This is a genomic window from Streptomyces chengmaiensis, from assembly GCF_029846775.1.
GTDB lineage: Bacteria > Actinomycetota > Actinomycetes > Streptomycetales > Streptomycetaceae > Streptomyces > Streptomyces chengmaiensis.
The window spans coordinates 26,945-52,371 of the sequence record NZ_JARWBG010000015.1 but is presented as its reverse complement, the minus strand read 5'-3'; the positions used below and the strand labels follow the sequence as shown (position 1 = coordinate 52,371).

The following is a 25,427-nucleotide window of genomic DNA, read 5'->3' as shown; positions in this document are numbered from 1 at the left end:
GGTTCCCGCCCTACTTCTTTTCGCGCTGTGCGCTGTCCAGCTCTGCGCAAATCCCGCCACGACCGAGCCGAGAACCCCATGACCGTCATCGCCGCACCGATCACTGACCTCTTCCTGACCGACGCCGCGTCGGCCGCGATAGCCCGTGCAGTCACCGCGCCTGAACTGCGCGGCGTCGCCGCGCAGCTGCCCGAGCTGGAGTGGTGCCCCTTCTGCTCCTACGACGAGACCAGTGAGCCGGGCCTGCCCCGCGACATTGTCAAATGCACCGTCGAACCCGCCCTGCCGCCCGAGGACTGGGAACCGGGCTGGGGCCAGGGCCCGCTGTACGAGGTCACCTACCTCTCCTGTGGCCACACCCTCGCCGAGCTCTGCGAGTCGGCGGCTTCACGCTCCGCTCACCGAAAGGACCTTCCCTACGTACCCCCTGACACCCTTACAGAGCCTGGCGCTCCTCTTCATCGTGCCGGCCGTCGTCGCCTGCATCCTCCGGATCGCCCGTGAGATCAGCACCCAGACCCGGACGCCGGCACCGGCCGCGCAGCGCCCGGAAGCCGACGGGTCCACACCCATCGTGCACATCGCGGTCCACCGGCCGGACGAGCCCTCGACCACGAGAAACACGGTCTCTGAAGCCCAGCACTCCATTCATCTGACCGCCCTCAACTCCCACGGCTGGGGCTGCGGTCCATCCTCGAGAAGGAAGGAATCCGCACGGCATGGCCAATTCCCGACGGAATCGGATCACCACAGTCGAGGGTCGGCAAGGGGCCATGGCGTGCGGCCAGTCGCCGACCCGTCACGAGTCGCACCTGGTGCCGGTGAATCTGACCAAGCCGTACGTCTACGGGCAGAGCGATCCGGCATCCCGGCCGGTGGTGCCGGAGGTCAAGCGGCGTAAGCGGCGCAGCGCTCGGGACGTCGTCAAGTCCGTGCTGTTGCGGGCGACGCGCATGGTCGAGCCGCCCGCCGAGCGCTCGGAGGGTGAGCCGGCGGTCCGGGAGCAGCTGACGTACGCGCGCATCGTGATCGACGACATGCTCCTCGACCTGGACGCCGGTGATGTGAAGGAGCAAGACGCCCGGTCCCTGCTGCGGACGGTCGAGGACATCTGCGCCCAGGCGTCGGGCGTCGAGGTGATCGAGGTCGAAGGTGCGAGCGCGTCAGCAAAAGGGCGAGCCTCGGTTCCGAATGAAGGTCCGTGAGCGCGAGGGGCTCAATTTCAGTTAGGCATTTGTTGTGCACGTCGATGGAACGTGCACGCCCATTAGTGGGGAGGAATGAACATGGCGAACAAGGAGACCGAGACGGACAACGAGCCGGAGACGTATGTCAGGTATTCGGCGTTCAGCAGGGAGGTTCGGCCGATCGGTGAGCCGATCACTCATGCCGAGGACTCGGCAGAAATGCTGGCGGAGAACGGGACGCTGGTGCGGGCCCGGCCGCATTACCGCGTGCCGACCAGCCAAAGTTGCCTCACGGTGGTCCGGTCGCCGTTCTCCTTTGAAGCGTACGTAAAGCGTGTGATCTGCGACGACATGGTCCTGGTCGAATTCGCCTGGAAAACAGAGAGCGCACCGTGGCAGATGACGGGCGCGTTCAAGCCGAGCGAACTGCACAAGGTGCATTTCTGCGAGTGTGCCGCGTGCAAGGGAAAGAACGGAATCCAGGAAAAGGACGGGGTGTAATTCAATGCCGCAGATTACCGAACTGGGCATGGATGACGACCTTCCCGGTGCGCGATGGGCCCGCGAGACGAAGGCGCAGATGACCACGGACGGTGCGGAGCCAGGCATCCACCAGTTCGAGCGGCTGCCGTCCTACGAGGGCTACGCCGGTATGTGCGCGTGCGGGTTCCGGACGCCTCAGCCCTCGTACGAGCACATGGGCGACCTGACCAGGCTCATCTGGGAGCACCTGGAACGGGACGTCTTCCCGCCGGTCGATGAGGCCCTGCTGCTGAAGGAAGCCCAGTTGATCAAGCTCGGCGACCTGATCGGCTACCACCGCCTGGTCGAGGCGACCGAAGAGCACGGCATCCGGCACCTGGGCTGGCTCGTCGCCGGGACGCGCGGATCGATGCGCCTCAAGGACGGCGCGGAGTTCGGCGTCTTCCAGGGCTCGTGGATCAAGTTCAGCAACGAGAAGCAGGAGGGCTGAACATGGCAGTCGTCGGCTACACGTATGCACACGACAACCTCTGCGCCTCCTGCACGGTCGGACGGATGCGAGCGAACGGCATCAAGGTCGCCCGCAGCAGTGAGCAGGACGAGGCCATCCGACGGGCCGCCGAGCGGGTCGGAGTCGACTACAGCGACGAGCGTTCCTACGACTCCAGCGACTTCCCGAAGACGATCACCAGCCAGCAGACCCGCACGGAGCTGACCGAGCTGCCGGACGGAGAGCGCGGCGAGATCGACGACGAGAAGTGCGACCGGTGCGGGAAGTGGATGAAGCTCGGGGAGAAGTCGCCGACCGAGGTCGGTCTGACCCGCTGGGTCCGCGACGACTACGAGCTGCCGCAGGCCCTGGCCCGAGAGATCGCCAGGAAGTTGCGCGAGTGGGGCCTGTCGCACCCGGAGTTCATCACGGAGGACAACGTCCGCCAGGCCGCCGTGATGCTCCCGCATGACTACGCCACCGTGCACGCCGAGGGCAACCCGCAGCGCATCGTGTTGATGCGCACGCCGCAGTACGACGACGACCCCTGCTTCTACTGCGAACAGCCCTGGGAGAAGCACACGTTCACCTGCACCACCTGCGGCAACCACGTGCCGGCCGATGCGCCGCACGGCCACGAGGTCCAGGTCAAGGGGCAGATCAAGTTCCGTGAGGCCAAGCCCACGACATGAGAAGGATTCGAGGAGTAAGTGTGGCGGAATTCGAGTACGAGGACATCACGGTCGACGCGGAGTTCCCGACGTTCCGGGTGTGGTACAAGGCCGGGTGGGGACTGGACCTCCTCGGCGTGCTTCGGAACACCAAGAACAGCCTGGCGAAGAAGCGGTTCCCGGACTCGCCGCTGCTGTGGACGGCGGCTCTCGCGATCGAGGCCGACCCCCAGACGTGGGACAAGAAGGCCACCAGCTCCGTCTACACCCAGCGCGAGGGTGCGATGTGGCTGCTGGGGTGCCGCGACGCGATCACCAAGCCGAAGAACGACGCGGCGAGGGCCATGTTGGAGGAGGACCGCAGGCGCAACGCCGCCGACAACGTGTGCCCGGTGTGCGGGGGCAAGGTGTCCTCCAAGTTCATCGACGGCAACACGACCAAGTGCGAGTCCTGCGAGGCGGAGCTGTACCGCATGGAGGCCGACCGCACTCCTTTCCAGAAGCCGCTGTGGAAGCAGGCCGGCAAGTAGCAGCAGACGTACAGATGGGGCCCGGCGATTCCGTCGGGCCCTTTCGATTTCTACGGGAGGTTGCGATGTACCGCATTGTGGTTGCGCAGCAGCCCCACATGTCCGCAGCCCAGAACCGCGTCTGCTCGTCGGCGACCTCCTCGAAGTGCGGGTACTCGCCCACGGCGTCCGGCGGGACCGTGAAGTTGATCTTCTCCGCCTTGGTGGCCCAGTCCCCGGTGGGAATCCTCATCTCCATCCGGATGGCCGCCACGACCCTGAACCCGGCCTCGATTGCGGCGGCGTCCGCGGCGTCGAACTCCTCCAGCAGACGCCCACGCCACGCTCGAAGTGCCGGCGGGGGTGAAGGCCCGGTTCGGCCGGCCCATGACCCCGTGCACGGTGGTCGAGACCGAGACCGAGACCGAGCCCTACGACCTCGGCCTTCGACGTGCCGGCTACGTCATCGTCCGCGCCACGGGCGGTGAGCGGCGCCGCGTCTCGGCGGAGAAGGTCTCGGTCGAGCCCGACGAGGCGTGACCCATCCCCGATTGTCCGAGCCCCCGTGCCTGATGTGTGGGGGCTCCGTCGTGATTGGAACGAACAGAATGCAGACGGACAACACCTACACCTACGCGGGGCGCCCGGTCGTACACCGAACCCCGATGCCGGACGGACGGATGTTGATCATCGCGGTCGGCGCCGGTCTCCTGGACCCCTGGACAACCGGCTTCCTCGGCGAGGGCAACGGCACATACTTCACCACCGACAGGGCCGCGTGGAGGGACTACGCGAAGCGCATGGCCGAGGGCCTGGGGCTCATCGTCGCCCCCGGGGGCTCCGTGGTGCTCACCCCCGGGCACATCAAGCAGGTGCAGGCGCAAGTGACGAAGTTGGCGAAAGCGCACGACGACTTCGAGAAGGTGCTCGGGACCGACAACTGCGACGCCGACAGGTGCCTGTCGGCCGAGGACGGCATCGCCGAGGAAGCCATGCGGGTGGCCGACCTGCTGCGGGACCTCGGGCTCTACAAGCCCGCCGAGCCCAAGGACGAGCCCGACATCGAGGCGATCGAGCCGCGGCAGTACACCGCCGCCGCGTTCGTCGAGGACGTTACCGGCGGCTCGAACTGGAACAAGTGAGGTAGGCCATGCAGAACCGAGTGAAACTCCCCTGCGGCCTGACCACGGGTTCGGGACCGGCGTACAACAGTCGGGGCACGCTCGTGACGTGCAGCGACGTGTTCTGTGACGACGAGCCCACGCATGTGATGGAGCACCTCTCGTGGGAGGGCGAGGTCATCCGCTGGGGCGCATACTGCGAGCCGTACCTGATCAAGCGCATCGCCCCCGCGGCCGAGGTCGAGGCTGCCCTGGAGTACGGCGTTAGGCGCCAGGGTGAGAGCTTCGATACCACGCGACTGCCGTTGTCGGACAAGGACTGGCGGTACCGCGAGTTCACCGATGAGGAGCGGGCCGAGATCGAGCAGATCAAGGCTGGGGAGCTGGTGGAGACGTACATCAGCCCCGGCGACTTCGAGTGGCGCGAGCCCGACAACGAGAACGAGGGGGGCACCAACTGATGACCGAGCTGATGACCGAGCCGTACTTCGACTGGTTCGAGGACCTGGCGTCCGAGCGGAAGCTGGAGCGCCAGGTCCTTCTCGTTGCGGGCACCCACGGGGATTCCCGCGTCGAGTCCGACACCCTGCGCAAGACCCTGCGCCGTGAGCACACCAACCCGATCGCCAAGCTGGTGGACACCACCTGGGACCTCCAGCGCCGTGGTCTGCTCCACATCGCCCCGGAATCTGACGACGCGAACGGCGGACCGTGCACCTACACACTGACGCTGGCTGGCAGCGCGTTGGCCGGCGAGATCCGGGAGCAGGCCCTGGCCTACAGTGATCACTGGCTCAAGCAGCGGCTCTACCCGCAGGTCGAGGTGATCGACAAATCCGAGGGCAACGGCACCCGGACGGTGTCCTTCCAGTCCCACAACCTGGTGAACGAGTCGGGCTCCCGCCCGTTCGCGACGTGGACGTGCGGCGAGCACTACGTGCGCCTGTGGAGTGCGGAGGGAACGTTCCGCGACGTGATCGGGTGGACACCGCAGCGGCCGGTGTCCTCCGAGTCGGTGCAGGAACTCGCGGGTGTCTGGGGGCCGGTTGGCCTCCGCATCACCAGCACCGCATCTACCCCAGCGCGGAGGCGTGATGCTCGCTGAGAACATCGAGTTCATCGACGCCACCAACAGCTACACGTCCGGTTTCCTCGTCGTCGGCGTCGCCGACCACGACGAGGTCCACGGATACGTGTGGGAACACCGGCTCGCGGACGGCACCACAACGTGGGTGGCCCAGCCGGACACAAAGTGTGGCGGCGATCTGGTCGTCCCCTCCCACGTCTACGCGGGCGGCTACCCCTGGTGCGACGAGTGCGTGGTCGAGCACGGGGTGGACGGGCTGCGCTGGCCCGGGTTCCCGCTGGTCCGTATCCGTCTCGACGAGAACGGCGAGCCCGTCCACCAGGCGTGGCAAGCGTGGGACAAGACCTGGACGCCGATTCCGGGGTTCGCTTCGGCCGGCCGGATCTTCATGGCCAAGCCGTACTCGGAGGGTGGCTACCCTCACGTCATCACCGAGAGGCAGTTCCGGAACTCCTGCGTCGAGGACACGTACGACGGCTACCTTCGCCGTGCCTTCGACGTTGAGGGGCCGAGCGGAGAGACCGTTCACATCATCACGTGCACCGGCGTGAGCACCGGCAAGATCCTGCGTGTCTACTGGAAGGAAGCGGAGAAGTGAGCCTGGCTCGAACGGTGGAAGTGGTCTGGTACTACCGGGACCCGCGTGGCGGCCTGGGGCAGGACGAGACCGCGGAGCGCAAGACGGACGTGGTCCGGCTGGAGAAGTACGCCGACGAGCACAGCATGTCACTGGACGTGTTCGGCGAGGTCCGTCGCTCCCTGGTCGTGAAGTACTTCGGAGAGAGCCTCAAGGGCAACAACATCTTCGCCGACAGCGTCACGAGCGTCTGCAACTGCGAGCCGACCGAGGCGTGCGAGTACGCCGAGTTCGACGGTCGGCGGTTCAGCCTCAGCGACGGCTCGCGTATACGCAGCATGACGATCCGCGAGAACGTGCCGAACCCGCACGAGGGCTACCCGAACCCAGACCCCCGGCGATGAGGACGGTGCCGGCGCGTGGGGCGACCCGGATGTGGCCATGCGCCTGGCCGAGTTGATTCTCGAAGAGAAGAGCCGCGTCCCGGAGCATCCGAAGTTCGAAGAGGGCGGCGAGCAACTCACCCTCGCCGACGGCACGCCGTGGCACCCTCGCTACAAGGACGCGGTGAAGTTCGCGCACTTCACCGTGACGCCGGTGCCGGGCAAGACCGACCAATGGTGGGTGCACTTCGACACTCACGGCGTCGGCAAGGCGGTCGGCACGATCCGCCAGACCGCCGACGGCATGTCCGGCAGTAGGACCGCCGGCAGGAGTCCCATGAAGATCGTCCCGGCCGTGAACCTGGACATGACCTTCCTCCGCCTCATGACGCACTTCGACCCCGCACCCGGCATCTATTGATGGGAAACTCTTCGACTTCCATCGCGCAAGCCGCTGACCTGCGGCGACGCATCGTGAGAGGCAGAACCGCAAGAGTTTCTCATCAATAGCTCGTCAGAGCGACAACAAGCGCGGGACTGTAGACGTTCGACCTGACAGACCCACAAGCGCGCTGCCTCGGCTGGGCCGTAGGGCGTACGGATTCAATGAAAGACAGCCCCTTCGGGACTGTCTTTCATTGTGCCCGCACAGAATACGGAGGAATAAATGAGCCAGAAATTCGCCTACGATGCCAAGCTCGACTGCGTCCTGCGTGTTATCGCCTTCAACCGTGAGGAGGCCGGCGAGAAGATCCACGCGATCGTTGAAGGCGAGACCGAAACCGGCGCTAAGTGGGACGACGGCGTCGAGCTGACGACGGGGTCCGTCAACGAGATGGCGGATTACTTCGAGACGGAGATCATCCGCGAGCCGGACTGTCGCGACGACGAGTGCCGCGACAAGAAGTGCACCGAGTCCACCGAGAACGGCGAGGGCTGGGACGGGTACTGCGGCCACCACGCCGACGTCATCTACGCCCACGAGGAGGGTGAGCACGCCAACACCCCGCACGATGACTGCCCCGACTGCACAACCGCCTGATCTGTTCCCATTCCGCCTGTGACGGCGTGATCGAGGTCCGCGTCCTCTTCTACTTCACCGTCGAGTACCAGAAGTAACCGCACCGCCTCTTTTTCTCTGGCATCGGCATCAACGAGGACAGCGTCGAGATCGTCGCGAACTGCTCCGAGTGCGGCGCGTCCCCGGCCCGCGTGATATACCCGTCGATCTTCGAGGCCGTGCGCCAGCTCGCGGGCAACCCGCCCACCCTTTGACTCCCCGAAGGGACACCCCAGGATGAACGCCCTGGACAAGGTCGCCGCCGCCGTCACCGACTTCCGCGAGCGCCGGAGCTCCATGTTCGACGCCGCCTGGCAGCTCAAGCCCGGCTACACCACCGAGCAGGCCGAGCGGTTCTACTCCGACTTCGGACAGAAGGCAGCCGCACTGCTGCCCGAACTGCTCGACCATCTGGCCCTGAACCGGCCGCGGATCGACGTGACCGTGCACATCGACAGCGACGGCAACCCGAGCACGTCGGTCTTCCTCGACGGCGTGAAGCTCGACGCCTCGCTGCTGCGCAACATCCACGAGCACACCATCGACGGCGGCCGATCCGGTGAGGACCACGAGTGGGCGTGCTCGATGTACGAGCAGGCGACCAACCCGGCGCTCCCCAAGGCCGTACGTGCCGAGTTCGCCTCCGCACTCGCGCACACGCACCACGACTGCACGAGCGAGTGGGAGAAGTGCGAGTCCTGCGAGAACTGCGGCGATGGGCTGTGTCCCGTGATCACCGCCGCCAATAGCACCGAGGAGACCTCCAAGTGAACGACACTCTGATCCCTGTCGCCGAGACCCGTGCCACGCAGAACCGCCGCCTGGAGCTGCTCGGACTCGACCCGGTGTCCGAGACGGAGTACGAGAACATGCGCCACCGCAGGCGTGGTACCCCCGAACTGCCCCATCCGGTCCGTGCGACGTTCGAACAGATCGCCGCGATCGACTGGGACAACGTCCCCGTGGACGGTGACGACCACAGCGATGCGCGCGCACTCGCCGGACGTATCCGCGACATCAACGAGTACTACGCCCCCGAGAACACCCACCTGCGCTCCATCGTCGAGGGCTGGCTCACCGATTACTCCGCCGCCCACACCTACCGGGAAGAGAACTGACCATGCCCCGCTACACCATCGCCGAGCACGAGACCCTGGACCATTTCGTCGTCGCCGTCGCGGTCACCCCGAAGCTGGGGACCAAGGCCAAGCAGCACGTGGGCGTAATTTTCGGCGACTACGCGAAGGCCGGCGCCGCCGCCGACGAAATCAACGACTGGGCCTGCGTCCAGACCGCCGGCGTCGAGCCGCTGCACCCGAACCGCGGCGCACACCTGACCGGCTTCTGCTCGAAATGCCGGATCGACGGACGCCGGCTCTACATCCCGACCGTCACTCCCGACACCGCGATCAAGGAGCGTTGACCGTGCAGAAGCCGAAGTTCAACCCGCCCTACGGCGGTGCCATCAGCCACGTCGCCGATCCCGCCGAGCACCACGGCTATCTGCACATGGTCGCCTGGGCCGTAGAGATCGGGTCTCACGCCGAGTACATCAAGGACCGGTGCGCGAAGGTGAAGGCCGCAGGCGCCCCTCTGGACACCCTGTACGAGCGTTCGGGTCCCTGCGGGGTCGGTACCGGAGAGTGGGTGCGGTTCAGCGACATCAACACCACCGGCCACGACGCGGCCCGCGGGTTCGTACGCATCGAGCAGTACGTGCGGGAGCTGGTGCGCTACCAGCACGCCGTTGCTCAGTACCCTAAGTGGCGCAGGACGGCGCCGCCGCTCAAGACGTTCACCGTCACGATCACGGCTCCGATCACCACGACCGTCCGTGCGCTGGACGAGGAGGACGCGCGCCGGACGGCGATGGCCGGCTGGGGACCGAGCCCGGACGGCACCGCAACGGCCCGCCTGACCGGACCGCCCGGATCGTGGGTCGCGAAGTTCAACGGCACCCCGAGCGTCAAGGAGGTCCGGCGACGACCCCGATCGAGGTGCGCGCGCTGATCCACAAGGACCTGAACGCGCAGGCTGGCACGCAGTGCAGAGACATCCTGACCGTCGAACCGATCCCGCCGGTGCCTGGCGAGCCCGTGCGCCTGCGGGTGCAGGCATCGGCTGATGGGCGCGATCCACACCGACCTGATCGAGATCAGTGAGGAGCGCTGACGCCGCCTGCTTCCGTCGTTCCCGGCCGGTGTGGAGGGGGGACTTCGGCGCCTACGGTGCCTGGCTCGCCCGGGTGCTGGCTGCCGCCGGTGTCACCGTTGGGGACATGGACCGTCCGGACCGGACCGCATGAACGCCGCTGGGCTCAGAAGGGCCACGGCGGGTCAGTCCCCCTTGGCCGAGGTGAAGTCGTCGACGAAACCGCCCTCGCCGGCCGGCTCGTCTGTCCGCTCGCGGGTGCTCATGCCGTACGCGCCGGCCTCGCCGACCTGTTCATCGCCTGCCCGCTCGACGGCGCCCCGCAGCCGCTCGTACGTCACGGCGTCGAGGGTGCCCTCGGCACGCAGCACGTCGAGCACGCCGAGGGCGTTGTCTTCCAAGGTGCGGCCGGCGTCGTCAGACGCTTTGAGAACCTTCGCGATCCCTTCGAGGCCGACGTCGCCGTCGGCGTATATGACGGTCAGCTCGTCGAGCACGCGCCCCGCGTCGTTGGGCACGAGGTACGGCCGGTAGCCGAAGGGGCGCCGTACGCGCGTCTCGCGGTCGTCCTGGTGGCTGGTCTGCTCGGTCACGGTGTCTCTCCGGTGTTCATCGGCGCGGGCCGTTCTGCGAGCGAAAGCCTGCCAGAAACCCCACGGTTGTTCGGGATGTGCAGTGGCGCCCTGCGGGACCCGCCCGGCGGGGTGCCGAGCGGGTGCTGCAGGGGCGGCCGGTCAGTCTTCCCAGTGCATCTGAGGTACTGCGGGCAGCCCGGCGTCTTCCCGGCGCTGCATCTCACGTCGTACTGCGTCGGCCGACTCCTCACTGAGCCCGCCGAAGTGCTGTCCAAGCAGCGTGTCGCGGTGCGCGTCCGATTCGGCGTCCATGTCGTCGATCGTGACTGCCTCTGCTGCTACTTCCGCCCAGAGCTTCCCGTTCACGTCCTCGATCACTCGGACATGCATCGTGGCATCGCCGGAACTGCCCAGGGATCCGTACCACTCTCCGTGTTCACGCGTAGCGGCCTTGACGTCTCCGGAGGCGAACGCCCGCTTCACATACCTCGTATCACGCACGAATGTGCTTGTCGCCTGATTCAGGCGACTGTCAATCGCCGCGAGCTGCCTCGCCGGCCTCTTCGATCGTCGCGTGCCGCGTGAATGCCCCGTTGATCGACAGCAGATAAGCAGTCATGACCGCATTGTCGCGTTCCACGGTCAACGGGGCCGCCCATTCTGTGACTTCCAACCTGCCTGAACCCGCGGTTGTCCGTGACGTATGTCGTCGACGCGCCCCCACGTCTGCCGCCCGCGGTCACCATACGACGGCGACCACGGCGGCGAGTAGCCGCACGAGGTTGCCGACGAGGATCTGCAGCGCGAGCATGCCGAAGTACGAGCCCGCGCCCGCGCCCACAGCGAACACGCCCTTCGCGGCTGTGCGCTGCGCCTGCGGGTCGAGCCCGGACGGCGCCGGGGGCGGGGCGTAGGCGACCGGATGATACTCGGGCCCGTACTGCGGGTGCAGCATGCCGTCGATGCGCACATACCCGATCACGCGCATGCCGGGCGGCGGGGCGGACGCGAGGTGCTGCTCGGCGGCGGGCACGACCTCGGTCACGCGGGCGATGCGGGCGAGTGTACGGCTCGGGCTGCATCTGTTCGGCGTCAGCCGCGAGACCGCCTGCCAGCTGCTGACCTCGGCCGGGGACAACCCCGAACACATGCGGTCCGAGAGGGCGTTCGCGCACCTCGCCGGTGTCGCTCCGATCCCGGCCTCGGTCGGCCGTACCCACCGCCATCGCCGCAACCGCGGCGGTGACCGGGCCGCGAACAACCTGCTGCACACCATCGTGCTGGTCCGGATGCCCTTCGACGAGCGCACCCGTGCCTACGTCGAACGCCGCACAAAGGAAGGGCTGTCCAAGAAGGACATCATGCGCTGCCTCAAGCGACTCCTCGCCCGCGAGGTCTACCGCGCCCTGACCAGCACACCGGCCACGCACATTACTCAAAACGACCTCGCTCCAGCTGCTTGACAGCTCTAGGAGCATCCTGAGAACGGAAAATCCGATGAGCACCGAGCTGTATGACGGGATGCGGCTGACCGCGCACGCGCCCGACCTCTTCGAACTCACCCGCGTGATCTCCAAGCGCATGCGTGAGGTCTTCCGCGAGCTGGCTGTGCCCGTCATCGCCAGGAATGTCGCCCGCGTCGCCGATGACACCGAGGTGCGTGAACGCGACATGGGCGGCCCCCTGCACAACTACACCGTCTACCGGGCCCAGAAGCTTTGGCTCGACGAGCAGGCCGGGCTCGATGACCGCATGACGTTCCATGACCCGCTGCGTTTCAGCATCGTCTTCGGCCAGGTCGACGACGACTACGGCACGCGCCGGCTGGCGTACCCCTTCGCCGGGAACCGCGCGTACACCGACGCGCTCATGGCTCTCGAAGCCGACGGCCGGCCCTTCTTCGTCGACTACCACTACCAGAACCAGGCTGACCGGCCGAAGGAGATCCGGAAGGACGAGTGGATGCGCCGGCGCGACGACTGGAACCGTTTGTTCGACGCCAACGACCGCGAGACGGACGGCACCTTGGGACATCTCCCCGGCTGGCAGCTCCCAGACAGCATCGAGGGCGTCTTCGACGCGGTGCTGCTCGGATGCAAGGACACCACCATCGATCTGAACGCGCACTGCACCATCGAGCACCGCATGCGCCGGGCACTCAACCGGGCGGTGACCCTCGACCTGGACCTCGACGAGGTCAACGGCATCAGCAGAGTGCTGACCCGCAACAGGCGTATCGAGCGCGCGATCGAGCTCTACCTGAGCACTGCCGACGGAGCAGCGATGCTCCGACCTGAACCGTTGCCGGATGCCCGAGACCTCGACATCGCACTCAGCGAGCTGCCGCCGGTCTATGAGCCTCCAGCTGAAGCCGTTGCCCGGATCAGCGAGCTGTATCGCGAACAGGTTCCGGTCGGTGACTGATCTGGATCGACGTAGTCGATCCGGAAGTAGATCTGCAGAGGCATCGGCATCCCCCTCGCCCACGGGCGCGATTGCTTCGTGGGTTCGAATCCCACCGCTGTGCCGGAGCCCATGAGGTCGGTTGTCTTCCTGCCGCTACGAGCTCAACGCCGGCGTAGCCGCAGTCGCAGTCGCTCACCTCATCGGACAGATCACCTTCTGAACCAGGAGCACGTCATGTTCGGCATCATCCGCACCCGCACCAACCGGCAGCTCAACACCGCGATCCAGGAGCTGCACGAGCGTGCTGAGTCCGAGCGACGCTAGCGCCTGACGACCGAGCAGCGCATCGAGCGGGCCCTGGCGCTGCTGGAGGGTCAGGACACCGACCTGGCCGCCCGGCTGCGCGCCGTACTCCAGGGGGACCAGCCGTGACCGCGTCCGCCCCTGCCTTATCGCCCGTGCTTCAGGCCCACGGAGCATGCGAATGCGGAGGAGGCATCAGCTGATCGCGCCCATCGGCGTCCACAATCCACATCACGAGAAGAGAGAGACCACCATGGCTGAGTCCACGACCACCGTGAAGCACGACGTCACCGTCGACTTCGGCGCCATCGAGCTGACCGGAGCGCTCGTGCACGACGACGAGAACCGTGTGCTGGAACTCGAAAACGCAGAGGGCCCCGCCGAGCCCATCTCGATCAGCCTGCAGGGTTACGGTCTCACGCCCGAGCCCGGGAACGTCTTCATCAAGGACTGGTCTGAACACTCGGGCTTGACGGCTCGCCTGGCGCAGGCAGGTCTGGTGACGCCCATGCACGCACTCACCGTTGGGCCTTACCACTCGACGGCCTACGAAGTGCAGGTGACGCTGTGAGGACTTCCGCCCCTGAGTTCCTCGGGCCGTTCCTCGTAGGCGCTCTCATCATCTTCGCAATGGTCCTGGTGTTCTGGTTCACCACCGCAACGCTCCACCGGGCCAAGATCGCGGATCTCGAACACCGCTACCCGGCTCGCCTGCACCAGAGGCGACACCGCCAGAGCGGGCCGGGTAGAAGCGGAGCTGCGGGACATCCGGACATCACGTCGGGGGTCTGGTCGGGGAAGTGGCCGGTAAGCCAGCGAGAAGCACGAGTCTGATCGGCGAAGCCGATTCGGGACTCGGAATGACAAAGCATTCGATCAGCGCAGCTGATCCGGATGGTGGCATGACAGACAACTGAGCATTTTAACTCAACCCACCCAACTGTGCGTGCATCGACGACGTCGATCCGTGCGCTGGGCTGTCCTCAAGGAGAATCCACCATGTCGAACCCGAACAGCACCGCATCCGTCATCGGCCGCCTGGCGAACGACCCGAGGGTCTTCGAGAACAAGGACGGCTCCAAGAAGGTCATGCTCACCGTCTTCGTCGACCGCAGCTACACCGATGCCCAGGGCAACCGCATCTCCGATGCCCTGCCGTTCGAGACCTTCGTCCGCGCCCAGGCTACGGGCATCGGCCCCTTCGCACATGTGCACAAGGGTGACCTGGTGGCCCTCAGCTACGAGCCGCGCATGAACCGTTACACCAAGAACGGTGTGGAGGTCTTCGAGGTCAAGCTGGAGATCCAGAACATCTCCTCCCTGGAGTCGCGTGCGACCACCCAGGCCCGTCTGGCCAAGCGCGTCACCAAGGCCGAGGCCCAGAACCAGAGCCTGCAGGCACAGATCGCGCCCGTCGCGGCTGCCGCTCCGGCAGTCGCGCACGCCAGCGCCGTGCAGGACGAGCAGCTGCCCTTTCAGACCGCTTGACGATCTATAGAACTTCGCCATCACCGGCTTCCCCAGCGCCCCGGTGCGCGCTCTGCCTTCGGGCAGCAGCTGCGCCGGGGCGCTGTGTTTTTTCTTCTTCGGGGTTGGCCTTGCTCGTCCCGTGAAGGCAGTGAGCACAAGGGATCAGCGGAGCTGATCCGGATCTGGCGTTGATGAACATCCTCGTCACGTCAGGAGCCGAGCCATGAACTGCCCGAACTGCACCATCGACATGGAGTCGAACACCCACGGCGTCCGCGCTAGCAAGAAGGCCGAGAAGGTCACGCACACGTGCTCCGAGTGCGGCTACAGCGAGACACGCTGACCAGCGGATTCCTCCCTCCGACTGCGATCTCGAAAGAGAACACGCTCTTCGCCGAGATGGCCAAGGACGCATCCGCCGGAAGCTCCTCGTGATCTCTGCCGCTCCACCGGATGCCACTCGCTGTTCGGCAGCAAGAGCGTGCGCCCGCTGCACGCCGGCGACCGGGGCGCCGTGCACGACCTGCATTCCGATCGCGCCGGAGCAGATCGCCCCTTTCGTAGCCGGCGTCGTCGTCGGCTTACCCATCATCCGGTGCTTGCTGCGGCATCAAGACCGGTGTTGCGGCAGCCGCCGATATCGCCGCCTTGGCCGCGCACTCCATCCGCCTTCCGTGGACCTGATCTTGGCCTGGCACGGCCGCACCCCCAGAGGGGAACCTGACCACAGATGGAGCACCAGTGCCTTCTACCGTTGCTACGCCGCAGACCGCCCCCGACCCCGATGCCACGGCCCGCCGCTGGCCGCCCATCATCTGGGCGGCACTCATCGGAACCTTCACCATCCGCGCCTTCGGCTTCGCCTACCCTTTCCTCCCCTACCACGCCAACAGCCTGGGCTTCTCCGCCCATATGACCGGCTGGATCGTGGCCAGCTTCGGCGCCGGCTGGCTCGTTGGCCAGGTCGGGTGCGGATGGCTGTCCGACCGATTCGGCCCACGCGCGACGCTCGGCTACGCCATGGGAGCAGCTACCGTGACCCTGCCGGTGCTTGCTGAAGTGCAGTCTCCAGTGGCACTCCTCGCAACGACATTCCTCACCGGAGTGGTATACGACGCAGCACGGCCGGTGATCACGGCACTCATCGACGACACGTTTCCCACCAAGGCGCAGCGGGTGCTCGTGAGCGGGTGGCGTCACTTCTGCGTGAACGTCGGAGCCGCGCTCACTGGATCACTGGGCGGGTACCTTGCCGGCGCCGCGGGACTGCCGACGCTGTTCTGGATCAACGCCTGCGCCTGCGCATTGTTCGGGCTCGCTGCGGTGCTTCTGCTCCCGCCCCCACCCCGAAGCCGAAGAGCCGGCCCGGGCCTGGACTGCAGCCGTCCGAGCTACTCCGACGCCCTGCGTGACAGCCGCCTGTGGTTGCTCTCCCTGGTCAGCCTCTGTGCTCTCACCTGCGCCGGCAGTGTTTTCACGGCACTGCCGATGCTTATGAGCTCGGACGGCCTCGACGCGACCGCGTACGGGTGGACGCAGGTGGCAAACGCAGCCGCCGTACTCCTGCTCTCCCCCTTCTTGACCCCTTGGCTCAGCAGACGCGCTGCACAAGGTGAACCCATGACAGGCCTACTCGCTGCCAGCTCCATCCTGCTCGGCATCGGCATGGGTCTAGCCGGCCTGGCCGACTCCACGATCGGCTACTGTCTTGCCGCTGCCGCCGCTGTACCCGGCGAGATCATCCTCTTCATCGCGGCAGGAGATCTTGTCAGCCGTCTTGCCCCGCCCGGGGCACACGGACGGTACGCCGGCCTGTGGGGCAGCAACCTTGCGCTGGCCGTCATCGCCGCACCGCTCCTCGCCGCGTGGTCCCTCGACCACGGCGGCGGCATCACCGCGACTTGGGTCATCTGCGGTACCGGAGTGCTCGGGGCCGTCCTGTGCTGGCCCTTGCACTCCAGCATCCGCACGACAGACGCATCTTCTCCGCAGTCACCGAGTCGGGCTGACCGCACAGCCAGGTAAGGAAGAGGCCTCAGCTTCCAAGGCAGCCTTTCGCCGCCGGCTCCCCGACGACCAGTGCCTTGCTCTCCTCCGGCAGGAACGGCATCGCCGTCCGCCATTCACGGAACGACATTGACGGAGCCGAACGAACTCGTTCGCTAGGACCTCGCCGCTCTGGAGGCCGCACGCATCTACAGCGTGCGCTGCGAACTCGACGAACTTGAACACTTCTCATCCGCGTCGGTTGTCCCGACCAAGCACTGACCAAGGAGAACTGACCACCATGAGTTTCCTCAGCCGCATCGGCTTCATCGAGACCGAAGAGCAGGAGCAGTCCCGACTGGCCCAGGCCCCCGAAGGCTCGCTGAACCACTACCTGTCAACTTTGCCCGTGACCATCGACGAGTGGCCCAAGGACCTACTCGTCGAACTGCCCTGGCGGCAGCCGCGCAGTGACCAGGCCTACCGCGTCGTCGTGGTGCCGATCGAGTTCCGCAAGGACGCTCTGCCTGAGAGTGTCGAGGAGGAGCCGCTGCCGCGCAAGCGCCACGCCGGTTCCTGGATGTGCGCCGTGGTGTTCTCGACCCACCCGAGCTACCCGGCCAGCGGCTTCCGCATCGACGTCCCGGCCGCCGAGATTGCCCGGGGCCGGAAGATCGACCTCGCCGAGCCCGCAGCATGAGCACGACCCTCGACCGCCCCGGCACCAACACGGACACCGGCACCCTCTTCGACTCGATCGTCGAGAACGAGGAGCGGGTGAAGGACGACGGCGCTGGTGACCACAACCGCCCGAGCCACTACGTCAGCAAGGAGGACATCGTCCGCTCCTCCATGACGGGCGAGCCCGTCTTCGCCCTCTGCGGCAAGAAGCGGACCCCATCGAAGAACCCGGAAGTACCAGGTCTGCCCAGAGTGCAAGGAGATCTGGGAGAGCCTCAAGGAGGCGTAGCACCATGACCATCGGCGAGGAGCAGAAGGTCGCCGCCGCCCACAGGCTGAGCGTGATGTCCGAGCGGCACCCCGAACTGAAGCGCCGCGTGGCGGACGTCCGGCGCGAGCTCGCTGCCACCATTCTCGCCATGGACGCCGTGGAGGAATGCATCCAGGCCGGGGAGAAGATCCATTTCCTCCAGGAGCAGGCCGCCGTCGAACAAGCGAAGAACGCCCATGCTCAGGCCTTGGCGGAGCTCCTGCGAGGCGAGCGCTGAGCCGCACTGGCTCGTCTCCGCAACGATCACCGAACTGCACATAGGAGGCTCCGTCATGCCCGCTGCACCCGAATACACGCCTCGCAGCATCTACATGCTGGAACCGCACGCTGATCTTGTGACCGCCGAGAACGGATACATTCCGATCGAGGCCATCGGCGAGCGCGTCTACGGCAAGCCGTACAGCTCGCTGCGCGGATGCCAGCGGGACGACGAGCACATCGGCAATGACAGCGTGAAGCTCTACGAGCTCACCTCCGACGGGGACTACCTGCAGGCACTCGGCGACCTCGACGGCACCGAGATCTACCTGGGCTGGGACTCCCGCACCGGCGAGAGCGTCTTCAAGACCGGCATGACGGAGCTGGACTACTGGCTGAGCATCCGCGTCGCCGACGAAAACACACCAGCCACCGTCGAGGCGAACCCGCCGGCGACGCAAGACCTTGAGAACGCCGTGTTTGAGGGCCGGTTCTTCGCTGATCGCACTTTCTCGCCGTCGCTGCGGATGGTCCTGGCGGATCTGATCCGCCGTGGCGAACTGCCGTGCGGTGACTACCTGTTCCGGCACTGGTGGTGATCGAAGCGGAATGAAGGTTGGAACCATCGCTCAGTCTCAGACATCCGTCTTCGACGTCGCCGGGTACATCCTGCAGAAGCCCGCCGCGGCCGAGCCCGATCGGCCGGCGATGACCGCGATGAAGCTCCAGAAGCTCGTCGACTTAGTGCCAAGCCTGGCACCTCGCCTGGGAGGGCAGAGCCCTCTTCCCGGAAGCGATCCAGGCCTGGGCCTCCGGGCCCGTCTGCCCTGAGCTCTACGGGCTGCACCAGGGCCACTTCACCGTCCAGGCCGGCTTCTTCGCCAAACGGCTGCGAATGCGCAGCGACCTCGGAACCGCCTGAGCACCAGCAGAAAGAGAGAGACCACCATCATGTACAACATCCCCTTACGCAGGCGCTCGCTCCTTCGCGGCTGGGCGATCTCGATCGCGATAGTTGCCGCCCTGGTCGCAGGCGTGTTCCTCTGGCTCAACCACGTCAAGGAGCAAGACGCCCAGGAGCGGGCTGCCATGGTGAACACGAAGATCGTCTACGTCGCGGACCCCGTGCAGAAGCTCGTCAAGCGCGTCGACGGCAGCTACTACAGGGCCACGACCGCCTCGGAGTATTCGTCCGACATCAGCTACGACTACACGACGGTCCAGGACCAGGACGCCGTCGTGCCCGGCACGGTGACTACCCAGGAGCAGAGGCCGACGGGCTTCCTCTGGTAGCAGAAGACCTTCGCCAACGACATCACGGTCCGGATCATCGATCCGCACGAAGCAGACCAGACGCCGCGGCTGGAGCGGCTGCGCTGCACGGTCGAGCCCGTCGATGCGTCGAAGCCGAGCTACACCGGCGACCCGCACGACAGAAGTCGGCTGAAGATCGGGCCCGACCAGGAAGGCGCGGACGCAGGAAGCCAGCAGCTGTGCCAAGACCGGATCACGATCCTCGTGCCGGACGGCAGCGTCCAGCCGTAGCCGACTGGGGCTCGCCTCTGGGCGTCGGCAGGTGAATTCCGCAGAACTCCCGTCTGCTGAGCATCACGCTCGCCGGGCGGGGGTCCTTCTTTGTCTGCCTGATCAGCGGAGCTGATCCGGTCTGGTCTTCAGGGTATGAGGACCCGTGCACGGCGCGCGGCAAGGCGGCCCGCATCGCGGCGGTCGCCGAGCTGCACGACGGCAACGCCCCCGAGGCTCCGGCCCCGGCGGAGTACCGCAACGGCGCGGGCAGCAGCCTCGGGCAGACGGAGGCCGCGCCGGTCGAGGCGGAGACCACCCAGGAGCAGGGAAACGGCCGAGACCGCGCGCACGGAGGTCACGGCGGAGGCTGCCCGCTCTGGCCGCCCCCACCTCAGAGGCACGGCCCCCGCGTGCCCGGCGTGCCCCTCAGCGGCGGGTGAGCCCCGAGCGCCGTATGGCGATCAGCGCCGGTCTGGTCCCCGCCCCTCCGCACGGACCAGGACGCGCCGCTTCCTCTGATCCACCCGCGCCGCCCGGTAGGCCGGTTGCCCGGCCGAACCGGGCCGCACGCACTCAGCCCACCCCCACCACGTCGATGTGAGAGGTACACCATGACTTCCTGGCCCCACGACCTGAGCAAGACCGCCCCCGCCGCCGCCGAGCGCACCGGCGCGATCCTCAAAGCCGCGCTGACCGCGCACGGCGTCACCTTCCGCGTGGTCAAGCCTTGGCGCTCCCTGCCCGGCGCCTCCCTGGTGACCACCGCCCCGGGCCAGCCGGACGTGTGGATCGACGCGCACTCCTACACCAACGGCCCCGCCGTGTCCGGCTACGACGTGCCACTGGCCGGACTGTTCGGCATCAGTGCTGTGATCACCGACGATTTCAACACCCGTCATGTGCACTACGACTTCACCGAGGCGCCCGCCGACATCACCGACCCGGCCGCCGCCGCAGACGCCATGGCATCGGCCGTCGCCGCTCACCTGGCGGTCTATCCGTCCCTGACCGGCGCGCGGTGGGTCACCATCGCATCCCACCCGGCCAGCCGCACCGAATACCGGGAAGTCGTCACCACATACGGCACGTGGGCGCACGCATCCTCCCCCACCGGCTACACCACCGGCCCCAGCCTGGACACCGCAAGCGTCTGGGGCGCCTACCAGCGGCGCGTGGCCGACCTCACCGCCGAGACCCCCTGAACCCGCGACCGGCCGCGACCGCGACGAACTCTTCTGGTGGTACCGGCTCGGCTCCACCTGGGACCTGATCCCCGCCTACCGCACCGCGCGCGGCCTGACCGGCCACGGCACCTGACGCTGCCCCAACCCTCTTGCGGCGCCCTGCACCTGGGTGGGACGTCCACGGCCGCGTAACCCGAACCAACCCTAGGAGGAACCCCCGCATGTCCAAGCTCACCGCATGCCCCAGCCTCACCAAGACGCACCCCGCGTATGACGGCCACACCGGCGCCATGCTCCGTGACGCGCTCGAAGCGCTCGGGATCGTGCACCACGTGGACCAGCCGTGGCGCGGGCTGCCTACGGAGTACCTGGTGTGCAGCGTGCCGGGGCGTGCGCAGGTGTGGATCCACTGTGTGGCCGACCCGTCCGCCCGCACTCCGGAGGGCCGCCGGTTCGCCGATCACTACGACCTGCCCACGGTCGCACTGCGGGCCGTGGCCGCCATGGTCACCGACGACGAGTCAACCCGGTTTGTGTTCAACGGGTTTGGCGACGAGCACGAGCCCACGGCGAGCGCGGGTATGCAGGCCGGGCAGTGTGCTGCCGCCTTGGCCGAGCACTTCGGGCTGACGATGTCGGAGCCTGAGTACACCTGTCTGCACTGCGCGCGCGTTATCGAGTGGATCGAGGCCGACGGGCAGGGCGCTTGGCACGACTCGTCCAACTGGATCGGGTGCGTGGACGGCGAGAGCCTGCACGCCCCGGAGCCGCTGTGCGGCTGGTGCGAGGACTACGGGCTGATCGAGGTCTTCGACGACTCCACCGACGCCCTGAAGGGGCACACCACGTGCGACAACGCGCCGTGTGTCGCCCGGCGCATTATGCGCAGCAATCAGGCCGAGCGCGAGCGCCAGGCCGCGCAGGCGCAGGCCGCCGCGCACGAGTGCACCGGCCCCCTGTGCTGCCCCCCGTTCTAGCCCTCATAGCGCCCCCGACCCTGCGACAAGTGCGGGCAGGTCGGCCGGTTCGAGAGCGGCCGGGGGCACTCAGCACACACCCGACCACGGCAGCAACCCGAGAGGAAACCCAGCATGACCACGCAGGCCCGCAGCATCGTCCGGGAGACCGTCAAGCCCGAATACACCCGGTACACGCCGACCAACGGCAAGAAGCCTGACGGCGCTGACTTCGGTGTCGAAGGCTGGCTGTTCGCGCTGCCCGGCGAGACGCTCGGCGGGGTCCGGTTCCCGCAGACCATGTACGCCGCCTTTCAGGTGAGCGAGCGCGGCGCGCTGTTCTGGAGGGTGCGGGAGGTGGGGGGCGAGCGCAGGCAGATCGGATCCGACAGCACGACGCGTAAGGGCGCGCTCGCGCTCGCGGTGAACGCGGTTGCCCAGCAGCGGGAGAAGGCCGCCGCGCTGGCAACTCGTGACCCGGGCACCCGTGCGCGCGGTGCCGCGTGGTGCCTGGCCGCCGAGGGCGGCGAGCGTTCCCAGGTGTCGGCCACCATGACCGAGCGGCTAGCGCGGATGCGTGCGGGCCAACTCGCCGCCCTGCCGACCGTCGCGGAAATCCGGATGGCGTACCCGCTCGCCGGTGGGGGCGCCACGCTGCGGCTGATGACCGCCGAGGGCAGCACGGTGGAACGCCACATGATCCCGCTCACGGAGCAGGGCGCGGCCGGTCGGGAGAACGACCCCGCCGGTATCTACCTGGACGCCATCACCGACGGCGCGAACACGGAAGGGCTGAAGGCCGCCGCCGGATGGCACTTGATGCGGCTCGGCTTCAACTACGCGCGCGGCGCGGCCTGGGCGCCGTACGCCGGCAGCGCGAGCAGCGAGGCGCAGTGGAAGGAGTGGGCGCCGATGCTGCCCGAGGGGCACCGGTGGCCGCACACGGTGCGCGTCGCCATCACGGCGACGGCCGAACACCTCGCCTACATCGACCGCATGTACGGTCCCGCGCCGGAACTGCCGGACCTTCCGGACGGTGTGAGCGCGCACCCGTCCGGCCCGCGTTCCTGGCAGATCTGCTACGCCAACCGCCGGTTCTGGCAGCTCTCCTACTGGCCCCGGATGGGCGACGTGTGGACCCTGTACGCCGACCCGGCCCGTACCAAGTCCCTTGCCAAGGCCGCGAGCCCCGGCGAACTCCTCGCCACCATCCCCGCCCGTGACGCAGAAGCGCAGGCCCGCGCGGCGGCCCGCAAGGGCTACTGAGACGGGATCCGACACGATGACGGTCACGGTCACCGCAGCGCACGGCCGGTTGGTCCGGCGCCACACGGCCAGCATGCGTCCCACGGAGACGCGATCCTCCGCCTCGTCTGGGTCTCGGAGCAGTGCAGCTCGAAGCAGGAGCTGGAGAGCGAGCGAACTGAGTTCCGGCTCATCGGCTGGAGCGAGTGAGCCCGCCCCCGCCCCGGCGCTGGCCGACGAGCGTGGCGATCCGTCATATCCGGTTCGTCAACGGCCGCACCCACCACCGCACCCGACGGCCCGACGACCAGCGCTGGTGGGATCTCCTGGAAGCCGCCTGCGGCGGAAAGCGCGGCTACCTGCCCCGCGGGTTCACGCTCGGCGGGATCAGCCATGCCGCGGATGCCAGACAGCCATAACCGCCGACCAGACCAGCAGCGAGAAGTGAGGAACACGAGCATGCTTGCCACCCCTGAGCGAGTCCGAAAAGACGGCGGCCAGAACGAGATCCCCGTCTGGCACAGACCCGTCGGTCGCATCGTCGAAGAGTTTCAGCCCATCACCTGCTCCGACAGTGACGGCATCGTCTTCCCGGCGCCGAAGCAGGATGTCCCACTGGACCTCGACCGGCCCGGCGAACGGTGGTGCACCGACTGCATCACCCTCATCCGTGACGCACGGAAGCGAAGGAGCAGCTGATGAGCGCCACCTGGCCGTTCGGTACGGACGCTGACGAACACGATCCGCTGACGAAACTCCGCATCCCTGTCGTCACCAGCTTCAACTCCGACTGGAAGTACATCGCCGCCTATATCGGCGTCGACACCAGCCGCTACAGCTGGGGCAGCCGGGAGCGGCCCACCGACGCCGAAGCCGCCATGCTCGCCTCCTACATCGACGAATACATCCACTACTTCCTCGGCGACCGCGAACGACAGCGCATGCTGAAACGCCCGCTCGATGTCGAAGGTCGCGTCGTCACCCGCGACTTTATCAAGTACGGGCCCGCCGACTGGGGATATCGCGTCGTCACCTGGCAGTACGGTCCGCTGTTCGTGCCCGGCCCGCCCGGATCCGAATCCCGCCAGACCGTAGGCCCGCTGTCTCTGGAGCAGGCCATGGACCGCGACCACGACATCTACCCGAAGCGGTGGCTGGACTGGAAGGCCGCGCACCCGGAGGTGTTCCCGACGTGAGCGCCCCCGACCCCGTCGGCTTCCTGGCCGCCCAGTTCGGCCCACGGCTCGCCGCCCGCCTCACCACCCCGCGGCAGCAGGCAGACGCCGCCCGCATCCTTCAGCAGCTCGCCCAGGTGGAAGGCGAGGCGACCGCCCGTGCGTGGATGGTCGGCATGAACCCGCACCTCGACAACATGGCGCCCATCCACGCCATCACCGATGGGCGGATGCGGGACGTCGAAGCCGCAGCCCGTGCATACCTGAACGGAGACTGGACGTGAGACTCCGCCAAGCCCACGCCATCCTCGAAACCGTCACAGCGCTCGAAGCGGCCGCTCTTGGCATCGACATGGCGCCCTTCGACTACGACGAACCCGGCCACACCCGGCCCAGCGGCGGCGATCAGATGGAAGGCGGCTGCGAGCTCACCGACCCCGACCGAGCAGCCGGCGAAGTCGCTGGAGGGTTGCTACCACTACACCGCCGTGCCGCAGCGCTGAAAGGATCGGGCCATGTCTGAGATCAACGCCAGCCAGGGCGACCCGCAGCAGGAAACCGTCGCGTACCTCATGGGCAGTTTCTGGTTCTGTCCGCCCTGCGCACGGGAGCGGGACGACATCGAGACGCTGATGCCCGCGCGACGCGCGGACCTGATGGACGTCTACGGCGTACCGCTGCGACCAGTGCGGGAAGCCCATCCGCTGACTGATCGTCACAGCAGAACCGATGTGGGGCCAACTCGGCGCCGGGGCTCGAGAGTCTGGGCACGGACTGAGGAGGAGAGCACACGGTGAACACGACCACCATGGCCGCGCCTGTCGCGCGGCGGGACCTGGACGTCAGCGACCCCGGCGAGGTCGTATGGCCACTGTGGGCAGCCATGACCGCATCCGGCGAGTGGTTCCGGCGGGCAGGGAAGGCATGACGCACGGACCCGGCAAGCGGCCAGCCGCGACCGGCAACGGCGAGGGAGGTCAAGACGTGGGCCACGCTCCGGCTGCGCGTCGAGAAGACCAGGGAAACCCGGGGCACGCGGACGCACATGTTCCTGCAGGAGAACGGCACGCCTGCCGAGGGCGCGGGGTACGACACCGCGTCCGGGTACTGGATCGCCCCTGAGTTGGACCACATGCCGGTGAGCGCGGAGCCGACGGCGGCCGAGTTGGACGAGGCGCGGCAGGTGCTCGCCGACCACATGCGCGGCTGGAACTTCGAGGCCGCGAGTGATGTGGCGGGCATGGTCGCACTGCACCTTGACCCCCTCGTGCGCATGAACGCGGGCAGCCTCGCGCCGGGGGTGGCGATCACTGCCCCGACCATGGCGAGCGGCGACGAGGTCGGCAACAACATCGATGGAGACCCTCGCTGAGCCCCCGATGTGGATGTCTCCCGCCGGCCTCCGGGTCATGGACGACCTGCGGCATCGACATCCACGGCTTCAACGGCGTCCTGTTCGTTTGACCATCCCGCCACTGTGGCTCGGCCTGCGCGCTGACCCTGCTTCACCGTTCCTCGTCCAGATCGCCAGCGAGTTGGACGACCAGTACCCCGACACCGCCACCTGGCAGTTCTGGAACGGCGAGCAGTGGCGGGCGCTCGACCTCCCGGACATACGGTGCTGAACACCCCGACGAACGTGGCCCACGCATTCCGTTCGGCTCAACAGCG

General features: G+C 67.3%; 43 protein-coding genes and 1 pseudogene. 41 read left to right on the top strand and 3 right to left on the bottom strand.

Going from position 1 to position 25,427, the window contains the following annotated elements:
- The first annotated feature begins 78 nt into the window (after positions 1 to 78).
- The 19 genes from QCN29_RS15110 (at position 79) to QCN29_RS15020 (ending at position 9,730) form a co-directional block, all read left to right on the top strand.
- Complete coding sequence (locus tag QCN29_RS15110; RefSeq protein ID WP_279928518.1) at positions 79 to 504, top strand: hypothetical protein; 426 nt, start codon at positions 79 to 81, stop codon at positions 502 to 504.
- 215 nt (positions 505 to 719) lie between these two features.
- Positions 720 to 1,205: a hypothetical protein gene (locus tag QCN29_RS15105; RefSeq protein WP_279928516.1), complete on the top strand. Its 486-nt coding sequence runs from the start codon at positions 720 to 722 to the stop codon at positions 1,203 to 1,205.
- Between the two features lie 81 nt (positions 1,206 to 1,286).
- Positions 1,287 to 1,688 (top strand): hypothetical protein, encoded by a 402-nt coding sequence (locus tag QCN29_RS15100; protein WP_279928515.1) that lies wholly within the window; start codon positions 1,287 to 1,289, stop codon positions 1,686 to 1,688.
- Positions 1,689 to 1,692: 4 nt separating this feature from the next.
- Positions 1,693 to 2,160 carry a hypothetical protein gene (locus tag QCN29_RS15095; RefSeq protein ID WP_279928514.1) on the top strand — a complete coding sequence of 156 codons (468 nt, stop codon included), beginning with the start codon at positions 1,693 to 1,695 and terminating at the stop codon, positions 2,158 to 2,160.
- A 2-nt stretch (positions 2,161 to 2,162) separates the two neighbouring features.
- Entirely contained in the window at positions 2,163 to 2,852 is a 690-nt protein-coding gene (locus QCN29_RS15090; protein WP_279928513.1) for a hypothetical protein, read from the top strand.
- Positions 2,853 to 2,872: 20 nt separating this feature from the next.
- Entirely contained in the window at positions 2,873 to 3,361 is a 489-nt protein-coding gene (locus QCN29_RS15085; RefSeq protein WP_279928512.1) for a hypothetical protein, read from the top strand.
- A 366-nt stretch (positions 3,362 to 3,727) separates the two neighbouring features.
- Positions 3,728 to 3,880, top strand: a complete 153-nt coding sequence (locus QCN29_RS15080; protein ID WP_279928511.1) for a hypothetical protein — start codon at positions 3,728 to 3,730, stop codon at positions 3,878 to 3,880.
- Between the two features lie 68 nt (positions 3,881 to 3,948).
- Positions 3,949 to 4,482 carry a hypothetical protein gene (locus QCN29_RS15075; RefSeq protein ID WP_279928510.1) on the top strand — a complete coding sequence of 178 codons (534 nt, stop codon included), beginning with the start codon at positions 3,949 to 3,951 and terminating at the stop codon, positions 4,480 to 4,482.
- A gap of 83 nt (positions 4,483 to 4,565) precedes the next feature.
- On the top strand, positions 4,566 to 4,922 hold the full coding sequence (locus tag QCN29_RS15070) for a hypothetical protein (RefSeq protein WP_279928509.1): 357 nt from the start codon (positions 4,566 to 4,568) through the stop codon (positions 4,920 to 4,922).
- A complete protein-coding gene (locus tag QCN29_RS15065; protein ID WP_279928508.1) occupies positions 4,922 to 5,566 on the top strand; it encodes a hypothetical protein in 645 nt (214 codons plus the stop codon). Before QCN29_RS15070 ends, QCN29_RS15065 begins: the two co-directional genes overlap by 1 nt.
- A complete protein-coding gene (locus QCN29_RS15060) occupies positions 5,556 to 6,146 on the top strand; it encodes a hypothetical protein (protein WP_279928507.1) in 591 nt (196 codons plus the stop codon). The genes QCN29_RS15065 and QCN29_RS15060 overlap by 11 nt, the downstream gene beginning before the upstream one ends.
- Positions 6,143 to 6,529 carry a hypothetical protein gene (locus QCN29_RS15055; RefSeq protein ID WP_279928505.1) on the top strand — a complete coding sequence of 129 codons (387 nt, stop codon included), beginning with the start codon at positions 6,143 to 6,145 and terminating at the stop codon, positions 6,527 to 6,529. The genes QCN29_RS15060 and QCN29_RS15055 overlap by 4 nt, the downstream gene beginning before the upstream one ends.
- A 37-nt stretch (positions 6,530 to 6,566) precedes the next feature.
- Positions 6,567 to 6,929: a hypothetical protein gene (locus QCN29_RS15050; protein ID WP_279928504.1), complete on the top strand. Its 363-nt coding sequence runs from the start codon at positions 6,567 to 6,569 to the stop codon at positions 6,927 to 6,929.
- A 246-nt stretch (positions 6,930 to 7,175) separates the two neighbouring features.
- The gene (locus QCN29_RS15045) at positions 7,176 to 7,550 is read left to right on the top strand and encodes a hypothetical protein (RefSeq protein WP_279928502.1); all 375 of its coding nucleotides are present in this window, start codon (positions 7,176 to 7,178) and stop codon (positions 7,548 to 7,550) included.
- 255 nt (positions 7,551 to 7,805) lie between these two features.
- Positions 7,806 to 8,339: a hypothetical protein gene (locus tag QCN29_RS15040; RefSeq protein WP_279928501.1), complete on the top strand. Its 534-nt coding sequence runs from the start codon at positions 7,806 to 7,808 to the stop codon at positions 8,337 to 8,339.
- Positions 8,336 to 8,686 (top strand): hypothetical protein, encoded by a 351-nt coding sequence (locus QCN29_RS15035; RefSeq protein ID WP_279928500.1) that lies wholly within the window; start codon positions 8,336 to 8,338, stop codon positions 8,684 to 8,686. Before QCN29_RS15040 ends, QCN29_RS15035 begins: the two co-directional genes overlap by 4 nt.
- A gap of 2 nt (positions 8,687 to 8,688) precedes the next feature.
- Positions 8,689 to 8,991, top strand: coding sequence for a hypothetical protein (locus tag QCN29_RS15030; RefSeq protein ID WP_279928499.1), 303 nt, complete (start codon positions 8,689 to 8,691; stop codon positions 8,989 to 8,991).
- A gap of 2 nt (positions 8,992 to 8,993) precedes the next feature.
- Positions 8,994 to 9,578 carry a hypothetical protein gene (locus tag QCN29_RS15025; RefSeq protein WP_279928498.1) on the top strand — a complete coding sequence of 195 codons (585 nt, stop codon included), beginning with the start codon at positions 8,994 to 8,996 and terminating at the stop codon, positions 9,576 to 9,578.
- Entirely contained in the window at positions 9,566 to 9,730 is a 165-nt protein-coding gene (locus tag QCN29_RS15020; RefSeq protein ID WP_279928497.1) for a hypothetical protein, read from the top strand. The genes QCN29_RS15025 and QCN29_RS15020 overlap by 13 nt, the downstream gene beginning before the upstream one ends.
- 174 nt (positions 9,731 to 9,904) lie before the next feature.
- Here the strand turns inward: QCN29_RS15020 and QCN29_RS15015 are convergent, their stop codons facing one another.
- The 3 genes from QCN29_RS15015 to QCN29_RS15005 all read right to left on the bottom strand — a co-directional run bounded on the left by QCN29_RS15015 (position 9,905) and on the right by QCN29_RS15005 (position 11,339).
- On the bottom strand, positions 9,905 to 10,312 hold the full coding sequence (locus tag QCN29_RS15015) for a hypothetical protein (RefSeq protein WP_279928496.1): 408 nt from the start codon (positions 10,310 to 10,312) through the stop codon (positions 9,905 to 9,907).
- A gap of 141 nt (positions 10,313 to 10,453) precedes the next feature.
- Complete coding sequence (locus QCN29_RS15010) at positions 10,454 to 10,777, bottom strand: hypothetical protein (protein WP_279928495.1); 324 nt, start codon at positions 10,775 to 10,777, stop codon at positions 10,454 to 10,456.
- A 256-nt stretch (positions 10,778 to 11,033) separates the two neighbouring features.
- Positions 11,034 to 11,339, bottom strand: coding sequence for a hypothetical protein (locus QCN29_RS15005; protein ID WP_279928493.1), 306 nt, complete (start codon positions 11,337 to 11,339; stop codon positions 11,034 to 11,036).
- Positions 11,340 to 11,376: 37 nt separating this feature from the next.
- Between QCN29_RS15005 and QCN29_RS15000 the strand changes: the two are divergent.
- The 22 genes and pseudogenes from QCN29_RS15000 to QCN29_RS14895 all read left to right on the top strand — a co-directional run.
- Positions 11,377 to 11,757: pseudogene (locus QCN29_RS15000) on the top strand (transposase); the annotation flags it as partial.
- 34 nt (positions 11,758 to 11,791) lie between these two features.
- Entirely contained in the window at positions 11,792 to 12,718 is a 927-nt protein-coding gene (locus tag QCN29_RS14995; RefSeq protein WP_279928491.1) for a hypothetical protein, read from the top strand.
- 538 nt (positions 12,719 to 13,256) lie between these two features.
- Complete coding sequence (locus QCN29_RS14990) at positions 13,257 to 13,574, top strand: hypothetical protein (protein ID WP_279928489.1); 318 nt, start codon at positions 13,257 to 13,259, stop codon at positions 13,572 to 13,574.
- Between the two features lie 428 nt (positions 13,575 to 14,002).
- Entirely contained in the window at positions 14,003 to 14,491 is a 489-nt protein-coding gene (locus QCN29_RS14985; RefSeq protein ID WP_279928487.1) for a single-stranded DNA-binding protein, read from the top strand.
- 723 nt (positions 14,492 to 15,214) lie between these two features.
- Entirely contained in the window at positions 15,215 to 16,498 is a 1,284-nt protein-coding gene (locus tag QCN29_RS14980; protein ID WP_279928486.1) for an MFS transporter, read from the top strand.
- A gap of 262 nt (positions 16,499 to 16,760) precedes the next feature.
- The gene (locus QCN29_RS14975) at positions 16,761 to 17,159 is read left to right on the top strand and encodes a hypothetical protein (RefSeq protein ID WP_279928485.1); all 399 of its coding nucleotides are present in this window, start codon (positions 16,761 to 16,763) and stop codon (positions 17,157 to 17,159) included.
- Entirely contained in the window at positions 17,156 to 17,437 is a 282-nt protein-coding gene (locus tag QCN29_RS14970; protein ID WP_279928482.1) for a DUF3039 domain-containing protein, read from the top strand. Before QCN29_RS14975 ends, QCN29_RS14970 begins: the two co-directional genes overlap by 4 nt.
- Positions 17,434 to 17,688 (top strand): hypothetical protein, encoded by a 255-nt coding sequence (locus QCN29_RS14965; RefSeq protein WP_279928481.1) that lies wholly within the window; start codon positions 17,434 to 17,436, stop codon positions 17,686 to 17,688. Before QCN29_RS14970 ends, QCN29_RS14965 begins: the two co-directional genes overlap by 4 nt.
- Positions 17,689 to 17,743: 55 nt before the next feature.
- Positions 17,744 to 18,268 carry a hypothetical protein gene (locus QCN29_RS14960; protein ID WP_279928480.1) on the top strand — a complete coding sequence of 175 codons (525 nt, stop codon included), beginning with the start codon at positions 17,744 to 17,746 and terminating at the stop codon, positions 18,266 to 18,268.
- 352 nt (positions 18,269 to 18,620) lie between these two features.
- A complete protein-coding gene (locus QCN29_RS14955; RefSeq protein ID WP_279928478.1) occupies positions 18,621 to 18,962 on the top strand; it encodes a hypothetical protein in 342 nt (113 codons plus the stop codon).
- Positions 18,963 to 19,807: 845 nt separating this feature from the next.
- Positions 19,808 to 20,398 carry a hypothetical protein gene (locus tag QCN29_RS14950; RefSeq protein ID WP_279928476.1) on the top strand — a complete coding sequence of 197 codons (591 nt, stop codon included), beginning with the start codon at positions 19,808 to 19,810 and terminating at the stop codon, positions 20,396 to 20,398.
- Positions 20,399 to 20,601: 203 nt separating this feature from the next.
- Positions 20,602 to 21,357: a hypothetical protein gene (locus QCN29_RS14945; RefSeq protein ID WP_279928474.1), complete on the top strand. Its 756-nt coding sequence runs from the start codon at positions 20,602 to 20,604 to the stop codon at positions 21,355 to 21,357.
- 114 nt (positions 21,358 to 21,471) lie between these two features.
- On the top strand, positions 21,472 to 22,602 hold the full coding sequence (locus tag QCN29_RS14940; protein WP_279928471.1) for a hypothetical protein: 1,131 nt from the start codon (positions 21,472 to 21,474) through the stop codon (positions 22,600 to 22,602).
- A gap of 185 nt (positions 22,603 to 22,787) precedes the next feature.
- Positions 22,788 to 23,000, top strand: a complete 213-nt coding sequence (locus tag QCN29_RS14935; RefSeq protein ID WP_279928470.1) for a hypothetical protein — start codon at positions 22,788 to 22,790, stop codon at positions 22,998 to 23,000.
- Between the two features lie 40 nt (positions 23,001 to 23,040).
- Positions 23,041 to 23,280, top strand: a complete 240-nt coding sequence (locus QCN29_RS14930; RefSeq protein WP_279928469.1) for a hypothetical protein — start codon at positions 23,041 to 23,043, stop codon at positions 23,278 to 23,280.
- Positions 23,280 to 23,777: a hypothetical protein gene (locus QCN29_RS14925; RefSeq protein ID WP_279928467.1), complete on the top strand. Its 498-nt coding sequence runs from the start codon at positions 23,280 to 23,282 to the stop codon at positions 23,775 to 23,777. The genes QCN29_RS14930 and QCN29_RS14925 overlap by 1 nt, the downstream gene beginning before the upstream one ends.
- Complete coding sequence (locus QCN29_RS14920; RefSeq protein WP_279928465.1) at positions 23,774 to 24,040, top strand: hypothetical protein; 267 nt, start codon at positions 23,774 to 23,776, stop codon at positions 24,038 to 24,040. Before QCN29_RS14925 ends, QCN29_RS14920 begins: the two co-directional genes overlap by 4 nt.
- Positions 24,037 to 24,279, top strand: coding sequence for a hypothetical protein (locus QCN29_RS14915; RefSeq protein ID WP_279928464.1), 243 nt, complete (start codon positions 24,037 to 24,039; stop codon positions 24,277 to 24,279). The genes QCN29_RS14920 and QCN29_RS14915 overlap by 4 nt, the downstream gene beginning before the upstream one ends.
- Positions 24,272 to 24,553 (top strand): hypothetical protein, encoded by a 282-nt coding sequence (locus tag QCN29_RS14910; RefSeq protein ID WP_279928463.1) that lies wholly within the window; start codon positions 24,272 to 24,274, stop codon positions 24,551 to 24,553. The genes QCN29_RS14915 and QCN29_RS14910 overlap by 8 nt, the downstream gene beginning before the upstream one ends.
- Positions 24,550 to 24,684 carry a hypothetical protein gene (locus QCN29_RS14905; protein ID WP_279928461.1) on the top strand — a complete coding sequence of 45 codons (135 nt, stop codon included), beginning with the start codon at positions 24,550 to 24,552 and terminating at the stop codon, positions 24,682 to 24,684. The genes QCN29_RS14910 and QCN29_RS14905 overlap by 4 nt, the downstream gene beginning before the upstream one ends.
- Positions 24,685 to 24,801: 117 nt before the next feature.
- Positions 24,802 to 25,128 (top strand): hypothetical protein, encoded by a 327-nt coding sequence (locus QCN29_RS14900; protein WP_279928460.1) that lies wholly within the window; start codon positions 24,802 to 24,804, stop codon positions 25,126 to 25,128.
- Between the two features lie 88 nt (positions 25,129 to 25,216).
- Positions 25,217 to 25,381 (top strand): hypothetical protein, encoded by a 165-nt coding sequence (locus QCN29_RS14895; RefSeq protein ID WP_279928459.1) that lies wholly within the window; start codon positions 25,217 to 25,219, stop codon positions 25,379 to 25,381.
- The last annotated feature ends 46 nt before the right edge of the window (positions 25,382 to 25,427 follow it).